Source organism: Streptomyces aureoversilis (assembly GCF_042657885.1).
In the GTDB taxonomy this organism is placed as follows: Bacteria; Actinomycetota; Actinomycetes; order Streptomycetales; family Streptomycetaceae; genus Streptomyces; species Streptomyces aureoversilis.
The window spans coordinates 178,009-189,369 of sequence record NZ_JBHSKJ010000008.1 but is presented as its reverse complement, the minus strand read 5'-3'; the positions used below and the strand labels follow the sequence as shown (position 1 = coordinate 189,369).

Annotated in this window: 14 protein-coding genes; 5 read left to right on the top strand and 9 right to left on the bottom strand. The window is 73.6% G+C overall.

All coding sequences use genetic code 11. The features are described from left to right. Positions 1-43 precede the first annotated feature (43 nt). The gene (locus ACFPP6_RS16260; RefSeq protein ID WP_382042236.1) at positions 44-874 is read right to left on the bottom strand and encodes an anti-sigma factor family protein; all 831 of its coding nucleotides are present in this window, start codon (positions 872-874) and stop codon (positions 44-46) included. Next, positions 871-1,647 (bottom strand): RNA polymerase sigma factor SigE, encoded by a 777-nt coding sequence (gene sigE, locus ACFPP6_RS16255; RefSeq protein WP_382042602.1) that lies wholly within the window; start codon positions 1,645-1,647, stop codon positions 871-873. The genes ACFPP6_RS16260 and sigE overlap by 4 nt, the downstream gene beginning before the upstream one ends. Before the next feature lie 164 nt (positions 1,648-1,811). Here sigE and ACFPP6_RS16250 point away from each other — a divergent pair, with 164 nt between their 5' ends. Further along, positions 1,812-2,477 (top strand): O-methyltransferase, encoded by a 666-nt coding sequence (locus tag ACFPP6_RS16250; RefSeq protein WP_058046100.1) that lies wholly within the window; start codon positions 1,812-1,814, stop codon positions 2,475-2,477. A gap of 194 nt (positions 2,478-2,671) precedes the next feature. On the opposite strand, the gene ACFPP6_RS16245 is transcribed toward ACFPP6_RS16250, so the two are convergent. Then, positions 2,672-2,839, bottom strand: coding sequence for a DUF3117 domain-containing protein (locus tag ACFPP6_RS16245; RefSeq protein WP_009997451.1), 168 nt, complete (start codon positions 2,837-2,839; stop codon positions 2,672-2,674). A gap of 320 nt (positions 2,840-3,159) precedes the next feature. Between ACFPP6_RS16245 and chcB the strand changes: the two genes are divergently transcribed. Beyond that, positions 3,160-3,960 carry a 2-cyclohexenylcarbonyl CoA isomerase gene (gene chcB / locus ACFPP6_RS16240; protein ID WP_382042233.1) on the top strand — a complete coding sequence of 267 codons (801 nt, stop codon included), beginning with the start codon at positions 3,160-3,162 and terminating at the stop codon, positions 3,958-3,960. A gap of 18 nt (positions 3,961-3,978) precedes the next feature. Here the strand turns inward: chcB and ACFPP6_RS16235 are convergent, their stop codons facing one another. Further along, positions 3,979-4,575 (bottom strand): DNA-3-methyladenine glycosylase I, encoded by a 597-nt coding sequence (locus tag ACFPP6_RS16235; RefSeq protein ID WP_382042230.1) that lies wholly within the window; start codon positions 4,573-4,575, stop codon positions 3,979-3,981. Beyond that, positions 4,572-4,958 carry a DivIVA domain-containing protein gene (locus ACFPP6_RS16230; protein ID WP_382042227.1) on the bottom strand — a complete coding sequence of 129 codons (387 nt, stop codon included), beginning with the start codon at positions 4,956-4,958 and terminating at the stop codon, positions 4,572-4,574. The genes ACFPP6_RS16235 and ACFPP6_RS16230 overlap by 4 nt, the downstream gene beginning before the upstream one ends. 96 nt (positions 4,959-5,054) lie before the next feature. Between ACFPP6_RS16230 and folP the strand changes: the two genes are divergently transcribed. Then, entirely contained in the window at positions 5,055-5,915 is an 861-nt protein-coding gene (gene folP, locus ACFPP6_RS16225) for a dihydropteroate synthase (RefSeq protein WP_382042224.1), read from the top strand. 117 nt (positions 5,916-6,032) lie between these two features. Here folP and ACFPP6_RS16220 read toward each other — a convergent pair whose 3' ends face one another. Both ACFPP6_RS16220 and dapE read right to left on the bottom strand, forming a co-directional pair. Beyond that, on the bottom strand, positions 6,033-6,782 hold the full coding sequence (locus tag ACFPP6_RS16220) for an LOG family protein (RefSeq protein WP_382042222.1): 750 nt from the start codon (positions 6,780-6,782) through the stop codon (positions 6,033-6,035). A gap of 67 nt (positions 6,783-6,849) precedes the next feature. After that, the gene (dapE, locus tag ACFPP6_RS16215; RefSeq protein WP_382042219.1) at positions 6,850-7,929 is read right to left on the bottom strand and encodes a succinyl-diaminopimelate desuccinylase; all 1,080 of its coding nucleotides are present in this window, start codon (positions 7,927-7,929) and stop codon (positions 6,850-6,852) included. 90 nt (positions 7,930-8,019) lie between these two features. Between dapE and ACFPP6_RS16210 the strand changes: the two genes are divergently transcribed. Both ACFPP6_RS16210 and ACFPP6_RS16205 read left to right on the top strand, forming a co-directional pair. After that, the gene (locus ACFPP6_RS16210; RefSeq protein WP_382042216.1) at positions 8,020-8,991 is read left to right on the top strand and encodes a VldE C-terminal domain-containing protein; all 972 of its coding nucleotides are present in this window, start codon (positions 8,020-8,022) and stop codon (positions 8,989-8,991) included. A 287-nt stretch (positions 8,992-9,278) separates the two neighbouring features. After that, positions 9,279-9,692, top strand: a complete 414-nt coding sequence (locus tag ACFPP6_RS16205; RefSeq protein WP_382042213.1) for an ATP-binding protein — start codon at positions 9,279-9,281, stop codon at positions 9,690-9,692. A gap of 81 nt (positions 9,693-9,773) precedes the next feature. Here ACFPP6_RS16205 and dapC read toward each other — a convergent pair whose 3' ends face one another. After that, positions 9,774-10,871, bottom strand: coding sequence for a succinyldiaminopimelate transaminase (gene dapC, locus ACFPP6_RS16200; RefSeq protein ID WP_382042210.1), 1,098 nt, complete (start codon positions 10,869-10,871; stop codon positions 9,774-9,776). 89 nt (positions 10,872-10,960) lie between these two features. Then, complete coding sequence (gene fdxA / locus ACFPP6_RS16195) at positions 10,961-11,293, bottom strand: ferredoxin (protein WP_058046091.1); 333 nt, start codon at positions 11,291-11,293, stop codon at positions 10,961-10,963. Positions 11,294-11,361: the final 68 nt, after the last annotated feature.

Below are 11,361 nucleotides of genomic sequence, written 5' to 3'. Positions count from 1 at the left end.
CAACCAGGTCTGCACACACGTGCGCAGGGGGCCCGGGCGGGGGTCAGCGCCGGGCGGTGTCGTCCGACGGCGCTCCCGGTGCCGGGTGCCCCCTCCGTATCAGCGGGGGCAGCAGCGGCGCCGCGGACGGGCGCAGCAGGGACACCTCCCGCACCGGCACGGCGGCCGACGGGGCGGACCCGCCGGAGCCCCCGGCAGCGCCCTGCGAGGCGGAGCGGGCGAGGCGCCGGTCACGCGCGGCGGCCGAGGAGGCGGACGAAGCCGACGAAGCCGACAGCGGGGTGGTCGCGGTGCGCGGGTTCTCGGCGCGCTGGCCCTGGGGGCCGGCGACCGAGGTCAGCGGAGCCGCGCCACCGAGGGCGAACGCGGCCAGCGAGACGGCCCCGGCGGCGGCGAAGGCGATCCGCCGCCCCCGTATGCCACCGCGGGGCGGCTCGGGCATCTCGTGGATCCGGAAGCCGCTCTCGCGGGGCCGGGCGGCACCGCCGGGGATGAGGCCGAGGGGCGCGAGGGAGTCAGCCCGGGCGCCGAGTCCGGCTTTTCCCGGCCCTCCGGGGCCCTCGTGGCCCTCCCGGGCATCCGGGCGGTGGTCGGCCGGGCCGTCGTGGTCGGCGACGAGCGGGGCGCGGGGATCGCCGCCGGCCAGGCCCTGCAGCCGGGCCAGGAAGTTCTCGGAGAGCGGCGGCAGCGCCGCTTCCGCGAACACGCTTTTGAGCCGGCGCTGCGCGTCGGCTTCGGCTTTGCACTTCCAGCAGGTCGCCAGGTGGGCGAGTACCCGCTCCCGAGAATCGTGTCCCAACTCCCCGTCGACCAGGGCCGCGAGGCGGTCGCCGAGATGGTGCTCGGCGGGGGACTGACCGCCTGAACCGGTCACGCGATCCCTACCTCCCCACTGAGAGGAAGGCCGGAGGTCACACCCGCCACGGCACGCTGCTCGGCCCGGGCGGCGGGCGAACGGTGCTGGAGCGCCTTGCGCAGGTGGGAGCGGCCGCGGTGGATCCGGCTGCGGACCGTGCCGAGCTTCACGCCGAGCGTCGCGGCGATCTCCTCGTAGGACAGGCCCTCGATGTCGCACAGGACGACGGCGGCGCGGAACTCCGGGGCGAGCGTGTCCAGCGCCTGCTGGACGTCCGCGTCGAAGTGCGTGTCGTTGAAGTGCTGCTGGGGGGAGGGCTCGCGGCTGGGGAGCCGCTCCGCGGCGTCCTCGCCGAGCGCGTCGAAGCGGATGCGCTGGCGTCGCCGGACCATGTCCAGGAAGAGGTTGGTGGTGATGCGGTGCAGCCACCCCTCGAACGTGCCGGGGGTGTACGTGGAGAGCGACCGGAAGACCCGGACGAAGACCTCCTGCGTGAGGTCCTCGGCGTCGTGCTGGTTGCCGGTGAGGCGGTAGGCCAGGCGGTAGACGCGGGCGCTGTGCGTGCTGACGATCTCCTCCCAGGTGGGAGGCGTCCACGCCTGCGAGTCCGCATCGGTGGCGAAGGTCGCGGTCTGTGCGGAGTCGTTGGTGCGCGAACGGTCAGCGGTCTTGGTCACGGATTTCGGCTCGCCGGCGGACCTGCGAAAGCGCTTGAGCACTCCCCGACGGTCGTCGGCCGCAGCCGCACCTCCCCTGTCGGCTCTGGTGGTGTCCAGTAGAGCCCCTACCATATCCATCCCGCCCGTTAGCTCCGGATAAGGAATTTTGACCTGCATTTGGTCTTGCTTCCCCCGCTCTCCCGGCCATCCCCTCCGTTTGCCGTCCCGCCCCCGCCCCTTCTCGTCAACGCACGGTCCCATCTGCGGGTTCCCGTGGTCAGCGGATACAGTCACGGTTGCGTCGACTACGGGGACAGGAGAGGGCCATTACCGGCAACCGGCAGACGAGCTGGGCGTTCGCCGATGCGTTCGTCGCCGAGGACGAGGCGCTGCGCTGGGCCCGGGACCGGGCCCTGGAGGCAGGCCTGCGCTCGGTGTCGTCCGGCACCGGCGCCGCGCTGCGCCTGCTCGCCGCGGCGGTGGACGCCAAGGCGGTGGCCGAGATCGGCACGGGCACCGGCGTCTCCGGCATCCACCTCCTGCACGGCATGCGGCCCGACGGCGTGCTCACGACGGTGGACAGCGACCCGGAGTGCCAGCAGTTCGCCCGGCAGGCGTTCCGCGCGGCGGGCTTCGCGGGCAACCGCGCGCGCTTCATCCCCGGCCGCGCCCTGGAGGTGCTGCCGCGCCTCGCCGACGGCGGCTACGACCTGGTCTTCTGCGACGGCGACCGGCTGGAGTGCCTGGACTATCTAGCCGAATCGTTGCGCCTGCTGCGGCCCGGCGGCCTCGTGTGCTTCGAGGGCGTCTTCGCCGACGGCCGCACGGTCGACTCCGCCGCCCAGCCCGCCGAGGTGCAGCGGCTGCGCGAGCTGCTGCGGGCGGTGCGCGAGTCGCGGGTGCTGGTGCCGTCGCTGCTGCCGGTGGGCGACGGGCTGCTGTGCGCGGCCCGGCGCGGCTGACCCCGCGCGGGCGCCCCGCCCGCCGGGCTCCCCGGGGCCGGTGCAGCCGCCCCGGGCCGCCGCCTCCGGCCTCCACCTCGGTTCGCCGCCGCGGCGAGCAGGCGCGGCGCGGCGCTCCCCCGGATGCACCACTGCCCCGGCAGCCGGTGCGGACCGGCTGCCGGGGCAGCGTAAGAACGGTGGTTCGGCGTGCGTCAGCCGACAACCTTCTTCAGGGCGTCTCCGAGGGCCTCGGCCTCATCCGGGGTCAGCTCGACGACGAGCCGACCGCCGCCTTCGAGCGGAACCCGCATGACGATGCCCCGCCCCTCCTTGGTCACCTCGAGCGGGCCATCGCCCGTCCGCGGCTTCATGGCCGCCATGCTCGTTCCCCTTCCTGAAACCAGCTCATCGTCAGCCGACGGCCCCACGACAGGCCCGCGTCACCGGCATCGAACACATTGCTTCCAGGCCATTATCTCGCATCGCGTGACCCAATGAACAACATCGGTCCGTATCCCTTCGGCAACGCGATCACGCAAAACCACTCAATTCGGCGATCGGACTGCGATACTGCGCCGCTTCGACCATGCATCTGTGGCCGGTTTCTTTGACGCAGGTCACATATCGGTGTCCGGTGATCTCCGGCATGCTGGGCCCGGAACGACGCCGACGGGGCTTGCGACGAGGGAGGGACCGGCACATGGCCGACTCCGTGCTGTACGAGGTGACGGACGGGCTCGCGACGATCACGCTGAACCGTCCCGACGCGATGAACGCGCTGAACAACGACACCAAGGTCGCCCTGCGCGACGCCCTGCAGCGGGCCGGGGACGACGCCGGCGTCCGGGCGGTGCTGCTGATCGGCACCGGGCGCGCCTTCTGCGTCGGCCAGGACCTCAAGGAGCATGTCGAGTCGCTGGCCGCCGACCGCGCGAGCGGCACGGGGCGCACCATGACGACGGTCAAGGAGCACTACAACCCCATCGTCACGGCCATCGCCGGCATGCCGAAGCCGGTCGTGGCGGGGGTGAACGGGGTCGCCGCCGGCGCCGGGGCGGGGTTCGCCTTCGCCGCGGACTACCGGGTGGTGGCCGACACCGCCGCGTTCAACACCTCCTTCGCGGGGGTCGCCCTGACCGCCGACTCGGGGGTCTCCTGGACGCTGCCGCGCCTGGTCGGCCACAGCCGGGCCTCGGACCTGCTGCTGTTCCCGCGCAACGTGCCGGCGCAGGAGGCGTACGAGCTGGGCATCGCCAACAAGGTCGTGCCGGCGGCGGAGCTGGCCGCGGAGGCCACGGCCGTCGCCCGGCGCCTGGCGGAGGGGCCCACCGGCGCCTACGCCGCGATCAAGGAGTGCCTCGCCTACGGGGCGGGGCGGCCCCTGACCGAGGCCCTGGCCAAGGAGGACGAGCTGCAGACGCGTGCGGGGGCGTCGGAGGACCACGCCATCGCCGTGGACGCCTTCCTCAAGAAGGAGAAGCCGGAGTTCGTCGGCCGCTGAGCACGGGTGGGGCCCGCGTCAGCGGGCCCCCGCGCCCTCTCTCGCGTGACACCCCGCCAGGTGGTCGTTCACCAGCCCGCACGCCTGCATCAGGGCGTACGCCGTCGTCGGCCCGATGAAGCGGAAGCCGCGCTTCTTGAGGTCCTTGGCGAGGGCCGCCGACTCCGGCGTCACGGCCGGGACGTCCGCTGCCGTGCGCGGCGCGGCGGCCGGCTCCGGGGCGTAGGACCAGATCAGGGCGTCCAGCTCACCGGGCGCCCACTCCGCCGCGACCCGCGCGTTGGCGATCGTGGCCGTGATCTTGGCGCGGTTGCGGATGATGCCGGGGTCGGCCAGCAGCCGCTCCGCGTCGGCGTCGGTGAAGGCCGCGACCTTGGCGATGGAGAAGCCGGCGAAGGCGGCCCGGAAGCCCTCGCGGCGCCGCAGGATCGTCAGCCACGAGAGCCCGGACTGGAAGGCCTCCAGGCACATCCGCTCGTAGAGGGCGTCGTCCCCGCGCACGGGGCGGCCCCACTCGGTGTCGTGGTAGACGCGGTAGTCCGCCATGGTCTCCGCTTCGAGGCCCCACGGGCAGCGGCCCAGCCCGTCCTGCCCTATGACCAGCTCGCCGCTCATTCCTTCTCCCCCTCGTCCTCGCGCCGCTCGCGGCTCTCGCTCTCCCCGGGGCCGGCCTTCCTGCCGCCGGCCATGGCCGCGGCCTGCGCGCCCGCGAGGGCGGCCTCCAGCTCGGAGATGCGGGCGTCGCGCTCGGCGAGCTCGGCGCCGAGGCGGTCCAGGGCCTCGTCCGTCTCCGCCATGCGGTAGCCCCGCAGGGCCACGGGCAGGCGCAGGGTCTCGACGTCGGCGCGGGCCGTGGGGCGGTCCGCGGGGAGCGGCCAGACGGTCCGGTCGGCCGCGGCCTCGGGCAGCGCCGCGCCGCTTCCGCCTCCGGCGACGAAGAGCGCGACCGCGGCGACCACCACGACCAGCGCGATGAGCAGGAACCAGAACACGACCATCTCCCAGGAACACGGACTGCGATTCCGTCCACCCCGATCGTGCCATGCCGCACTGACGGTTAAGGTCGCTGCGGACCACCGAGAGGGAGTAGGGACATGCTGCGGCTGGGACGACGCGAGTTCGATGCGCACGAGCCGGTGATCATGGCGATCGTCAACCGGACGCCGGACTCCTTCTACGACCAGGGTGCGACGTTCACCGACGAGCCCGCCCTGGCCCGGGTGGAGCAGGCCGTCGCGGAGGGCGCGGCCATCATCGACATCGGCGGGGTGAAGGCCGGCCCCGGCGAGGAGGTGACCGCCGAGGAGGAGGCCCGGCGGACGGTCGGCTTCGTCGCCGAGGTCCGCAGGCGCCACCCGGACGTGGTGATCAGCGTCGACACCTGGCGGCACGACGTGGGCGAGGCGGTGTGCGAGGCCGGCGCGGACCTCCTGAACGACGCGTGGGGCGGCGTGGACCCCAAGCTGGCCGAGGTCGCGGCCCGTTACGGCGTGGGCCTGGTGTGCACGCACGCGGGCGGCGTGGAGCCGCGCACGCGCCCCCACCGGGTGGAGTACGAGGACGTGATGGCGGACATCCTGCGGGTCACGCTCGGGCTGGCCGAGCGCGCGGTGGCGCTGGGCGTCCGGCGCGACGGCATCATGATCGACCCGGGGCACGACTTCGGGAAGAACACCCGGCACTCGCTGGAGGCGACCCGGCGGCTCGGCGAGATGGCGGAGACGGGCTGGCCGGTGCTGGTCTCGCTGTCGAACAAGGACTTCGTCGGCGAGACGCTCGACAAGCCGGTGAAGGAGCGCGTCCTGGGCACGCTCGCGACGACGGCCGTCTCGGCGTGGCTGGGCGCGCAGGTCTACCGCGTGCACGAAGTGGCGGAGACGAAGCAGGTGCTGGACATGGTGGCGTCCATCGCCGGCCACCGCCCCCCGGCCGTCACCCGCCGCGGCCTGGCCTGACCCGGGCCCACGACCCGACGGACGGGGTCCGGCGCGGCCTGACGGCCGGCCGTCCTCCTCCGCGGGCCACCGCGGTTCCGCGGTGGCCCGGCGGGGATCCTGCGCGGCGGGGGTCCGTCAGGCCCCCGCCTCCTTCGTGACCAGGCGGACCGCCTCCTCCACGTCGTCCGTGACGTGGAAGAGGTGCAGGTCGTTCGGGCCGGCCTTGCCTCCGGCGATGAGCGTGTCCCGGAACCAGTCGACCAGGCCGCCCCAGTAGGCGGAGCCGAAGAGGACGATCGGGAAGCGCGTGACCTTCTTGGTCTGGACGAGGGTCAGCGCCTCGAACAGCTCGTCCAGCGTGCCGAGTCCGCCCGGCAGCACGACGAACCCGCTCGCGTACTTCACGAACATCGTCTTCCGCACGAAGAAGTAGCGGAAGTCGACGCCGAGGTTGACGTACTGGTTGAGCCCCTGCTCGAAGGGGAGTTCGATGCCGAGGCCGACGGAGATGCCGCCCGCCTCCGTCGCCCCCTTGTTGGCGGCCTCCATCGCGCCGGGCCCGCCGCCCGTGATGACCGCGAAGCCCGACTCGACGAGGCCGCGCCCGATGGCGATGCCGGCCTCGTACTCCGGGGAGTCCCGGGGCGTGCGGGCCGAGCCGAAGACGCTGATGGCGGGTGGCAGTTCGGCGAGGGCCCCGAAGCCCTCGACGAACTCGGACTGGATGCGCATCACCCGGAAGGGGTCCTCGTGGACCCAGTCCGCGGCCCCTCTCGTGTCCAGCAGGTGCTGGTCCGTGGTGCCCGCCTGCATCTGGCCGTACCGGCGTACCACCGGCCCCCGGCGCTGCTCCCGCCGCGCGCGCGGTCCTTCGGGATGTGCCATGCCGTGCTCCCTCCGCTGCAGATCGTTGCTGTTCAGCGTAGGCCCACGGGCGCGGCCTCCGGAAAGGTCAGCCGACCAGCCAGGCGCGCAGCCGCTCCTCGCAGTCGTTGATCAGCGAGGCGCGGACGCGCTCGTCCCGCTTGTGGGCGAGCGTCGGGTCGCCGGGGCCGTAGTTGACGGCGGGGACGCCGAGCGCGCTGAAGCGGGAGACGTCGGTCCAGCCGAACTTGGGCTTGGGGGTCCCGCCGACGGCCTCGATGAACGCGGCGGCGGCGGGGTGGGACAGCCCGGGCAGCGCGCCGGGCGACTCGTCGTCCACGACGAGCCCGGCGACGCCGCAGTCCGCGAAGACCTCGCGGACGTGCTCCAGCGCCTGCGCGGGGCTGCGGTCGGGCGCGTAGCGGTAGTTGACGGTGACGGTGCACGCGTCGGGGATGACGTTGCCGGCGACGCCGCCCTCGATGCGGACGGCGTTGAGGCCCTCGTGGTACTCCAGGCCGTCGATGACGGGGCGGCGCGGCTCGTAGGCGGCGAGCCGGGCGAGGATCGGCGCGGCGGCATGGATGGCGTTGCTGCCCATCCAGCTGCGCGCGGAGTGGGCGCGCTCGCCCGCGGTGTGCAGGTGGACCCGCAGGGTGCCCTGGCAGCCGCCCTCGACCTGGGCGTCGGAGGGCTCCAGGAGGACGGCGAAGTCGGCGGCGAGCCAGTCGGGGTGGGCGTCCGCGATGCGGCCGAGGCCGTTGAGGTGGGAGGCGACCTCCTCGTTGTCGTAGAAGACGAGGGTCAGGTCGCGGTTGGGCTCGGGCACGGTGGCGGCGATGCGCAGCTGCACCGCGACGCCGGACTTCATGTCGCTGGTGCCGCAGCCCCACAGGAAGCCGTCCTCGTCCAGCCGGGAGGGGACGTTGCCGGCGATGGGGACGGTGTCGATGTGTCCGGCGAGCACGACGCGCTCGGCACGGCCCAGGTTCGTGCGGGCCACGACGTTGTTGCCGTAGCGGTCCACCGTCAGGTGCGGCAGCGCGCGCAGGGCGCTTTCGACGGCGTCGGCCAGCGTCTTCTCGCTCCCGCTCTCGGACGGGACGTCGACGAGCTGGGCGGTGAGGGCGGCGGCGTCGAGGGACAGGTCGAGTGCGGCGTCATCCATGCGTGCGACTCTAGCCCGGGCGGTGCGGGCGCGGCCGGGCCGGAGGGCGGCCCGGGGCCGTCGTCAGCCCGCTCCAGTAACGTGGGCCGCATGTCCCGGATCTTCGTCACCCGACGTGGCCGCGTGTTGCGCATCGTGGCCGCCTGCGCCGTGCTGCTGGCGCTGATCGGCTACGGGATCGCCCAGCTGGTGACGGGCGGCCCGGGAGCGCCGCGCTGCACGGTGCGCGCCGACGGCGCCTCGTACTCCCTCTCGCCCGAGCAGGCGGTGAACGCGGCGACGATCTCGGCCGTGGGGTCCGGGCGCGGGCTGCCGGAGCGGGCGGTGACGATCGCCCTGGCCACGGCCATGCAGGAGTCGGGGCTGCGCAACATCCACCACGGCGACCGGGACTCGCTGGGCCTGTTCCAGCAGCGGCCCACGCAGGGCTGGGGCTCCGCTCGGCAGATCACCGACCCCGTGTACGCGGCGGGGAAGTTCTACGACCACCTGGTGGAGGTGCCGGGCTACTCGCGGCTGCCGCTGACGGTGGCCGCGCAGAAGGTGCAGCGCAGCGGCTTCCCGCAGGCGTACGCCAAGCACGAGCCGGACGCGTCGCTGCTGTCGTCCGCGCTCACGGGCCGGGCGGTGGCGGCCTTCAGCTGCACGACGAGCCCGAGCGACGGCAAGAAGGGGGACGTCTCGGCGGTACGGGCCAAGCTGCGCCGGGAGTTCGGTGCGGCGGCGGTGCCGGCGGCGGAGACCCTGGCGGCCCCGGTGAGCGGTGGTGCGGGCGCGGCGGGCGGTGCCGCCGCGCGGACGCTCGCGGTGCCCGTGCCGGACAAGGCGACGGGGCCGGGCGAGCCGGCCGGGAGCGGCCGGGAGCGGCGCGGCTGGCAGCTGGCCTCGTGGGCGGTGGCCCACGCGACCGAACTGCGGGTCGAGCGGATCTCCTTCGGCGGCCGGGTGTGGACGGCGGCCGATTCGCGGGACGGCTGGCGCAAGGACGGCAAGGCCGCGGCGGAGGGCGGGAATTCCCCCGGGATCGCGGCCGCAGAGGTACGGATCACGACCGCTCAGTAGTGCGACCGTCCCCCCGCCGGAGGTAGGCACAACAGCCCCGCGCGCTTAATGGGCAACGCCCGCCCCAGGCGTCGGGATTTCCCGGGAATTCCTTGTGACTAAAGGCTTGTCAGCCTTCCCGACCTGCATACCGCACGCCCGTTTTGCCCCGCTTTTAGGGGGACAGATAATGCGACGCATTACCAACTCTTTACCGTGGCGCACCGCAACCTTCCACGGATTCGCGCGGTAGTCACTGCGTCCGCTCGCCGGACAGCCAAAGTCCTCAACTCCGCCAAAGGAGCATCATGTCCCTCCCCCTGACGCGTCGGATCGCCCGGGCCGCACTGCTGGTGGCCGCCGGTGCGGCACCCGTGATCGGCGCGGCCGGAGCGGCGAGCGCCGCCCCGCAGGCCACCGACCTGGCGAGCGGCCTGACCGCGGTGGACGGCGCGAACCTCGGCACCAACGTCGACGCGGCCGCCCACAAGGCCGGGGAGACGGTGTCGGGCGTCGGCACCAGCGCCATCAAGACCACCGTGCCCGGCGCCGCCGACGCCACCGGCAAGGCCGCCAAGACCGCCGCCCCCGCCGTCCAGAAGGTCGCCGGCCAGGCCGCGGGCACCACCTCCGGGCTCGCGGGCGAGGCCACGAAGACCGCCGGCGGCCTCAACGCCAAGGGCCTGCCCCTCGGCGGCGGCCAGCTCCCGATCGGCGGCTGACCCAGCGCACGGACGAGCACGCGAGAGGGCCCGGGAGACGTCTCCCGGGCCCTCTCGCGTGTGCGCTCGTCCCGCGGGCGGCTACTGCGCCAGGCGGCGGACCGCGGCCTCGACCCGCTCGTCGGTCGCGGTGAAGGCGATCCGCACGAACCGCTCCCCGGCCTCCCCGTAGAAGACGCCGGGCGCCACCAGGATGCCGAGCTCGGCCATGGCCGCGACGGTGTCCCAGCAGGGCTCGTCCCGCGTGGCCCACAGGTACAGCGACGCCTCGCTGTGCTCGATGCGGAAGCCCGCGCCCTCGAAGGCGGCCCGCAGGGCGTCGCGGCGGCCGGCGTAGCGCGCCCGCTGCTCGGTCACGTGCGCCGTGTCCCCCAGGGCCGCGACCGTGGCGGCCTGGACCGGGGCGGAGACCATCATCCCGCCGTGCTTGCGGATCTGCAGCAGCTCACCGAGGACGGCGGGGTCGCCGGCCAGGAAGGCCGCGCGGTAGCCGGCCAGGTTCGACCGCTTGGAGAGCGAGTGCACCGCGACGATGCCCTCGTACGAACCGCCGCAGACGTCCGGATGCAGGACGGAGACGGGGTCGGCCTCCCAGCCCAGCTCCACGTAGCACTCGTCGCTGAAGAGCAGCACCCCGTGCTCGCGCGCCCACGCCACGGTGCGGCGCATCTCGTCGGCGGACAGGACGCGGCCGGTGGGGTTGGACGGGGAATTGAGCCAGAGCAGCTTCAGGCCCGTGGGGTCGAGCTCCGTGGGGTCGTCGTAGACGACGGGCTCGGCGCCCGCGAGGCGCGCGCCGACCTCGTAGGTCGGGTAGGCCAGGCGCGGGTGGGCGATCTTGGCGCCCGCGCCGAGGCCGAGCTGCGTCGGCAGCCAGGCCACCAGCTCCTTGGAGCCGACGATCGGCAGCACGTTGGTGTGCGCCAGGTCCCGGGCGCCCAGCCGGCGCTCCGCCCAGCCGGTCAGCGCGTCGCGCAGTGCGGGCGTGCCCCACACCGTGGGATAGCCGGGGCTGTCGGCGGCCTCGGTGAGCGCCCGCTGGATCAGCGCGGGCACCGGGTCGACGGGCGTGCCGACCGAGAGGTCCACTATTCCGCCGGGGTGGGCTGCCGCTTTCGCCTTGTAGGGGGCGAGCCGGTCCCAGGGGAAGACGGGGAGGCGGGAGGAGACTGCGCTCACGGTGTTCGCTCTCTTGCTCTGGGGGTGACCGGAGATACGCCGCGGCCCCGCACGGCGGCGGCCGTACGGGGCCGGGGTGGCCGCTTCGGTCAGTGCTCCGCCGGGTTGATGTCCGCGGGCAGCGCGGCGATGAAGGGGTGGTCGCGCTCGATCAGGCCGAGCTTCGAGGCGCCACCGGGCGAACCGAGCTCGTCGAAGAACTCGACGTTCGCCTTGTAGTAGTCCTTCCACTCCTCGGGAGTGTCATCCTCGTAGAAGATCGCCTCGACGGGGCAGACCGGCTCACAGGCACCACAGTCGACACATTCGTCCGGGTGGATGTACAAGGACCGGGAACCCTCGTAGATGCAGTCGACGGGGCACTCCTCGATGCACGCCTTGTCCTTCACGTCGACACAAGGCTGCGCGATGACGTAGGTCACGCTGTCGTTCCTCCTCGGTAGGGCTCATCTCGCGCGGGAGCGCGGCGTCGTCGATGCCCACACCTAGT

What these genes read in the sequence shown, in the direction of transcription:
- sigE (WP_382042602.1), bottom strand. Translation starts at nt 1,647, where the DNA reads ATGGTAGGGGCTCTACTGGACACCACCAGAGCCGACAGGGGAGGTGCG.
- ACFPP6_RS16245 (WP_009997451.1), bottom strand. Translation starts at nt 2,839, where the DNA reads ATGGCGGCCATGAAGCCGCGGACGGGCGATGGCCCGCTCGAGGTGACC.
- chcB (WP_382042233.1), top strand. Translation starts at nt 3,160, where the DNA reads ATGGCCGACTCCGTGCTGTACGAGGTGACGGACGGGCTCGCGACGATC.
- ACFPP6_RS16235 (WP_382042230.1), bottom strand. Translation starts at nt 4,575, where the DNA reads ATGAGCGGCGAGCTGGTCATAGGGCAGGACGGGCTGGGCCGCTGCCCG.
- ACFPP6_RS16230 (WP_382042227.1), bottom strand. Translation starts at nt 4,958, where the DNA reads ATGGTCGTGTTCTGGTTCCTGCTCATCGCGCTGGTCGTGGTGGTCGCC.
- folP (WP_382042224.1), top strand. Translation starts at nt 5,055, where the DNA reads ATGCTGCGGCTGGGACGACGCGAGTTCGATGCGCACGAGCCGGTGATC.
- ACFPP6_RS16220 (WP_382042222.1), bottom strand. Translation starts at nt 6,782, where the DNA reads ATGGCACATCCCGAAGGACCGCGCGCGCGGCGGGAGCAGCGCCGGGGG.
- dapE (WP_382042219.1), bottom strand. Translation starts at nt 7,929, where the DNA reads ATGGATGACGCCGCACTCGACCTGTCCCTCGACGCCGCCGCCCTCACC.
- ACFPP6_RS16210 (WP_382042216.1), top strand. Translation starts at nt 8,020, where the DNA reads ATGTCCCGGATCTTCGTCACCCGACGTGGCCGCGTGTTGCGCATCGTG.
- ACFPP6_RS16205 (WP_382042213.1), top strand. Translation starts at nt 9,279, where the DNA reads ATGTCCCTCCCCCTGACGCGTCGGATCGCCCGGGCCGCACTGCTGGTG.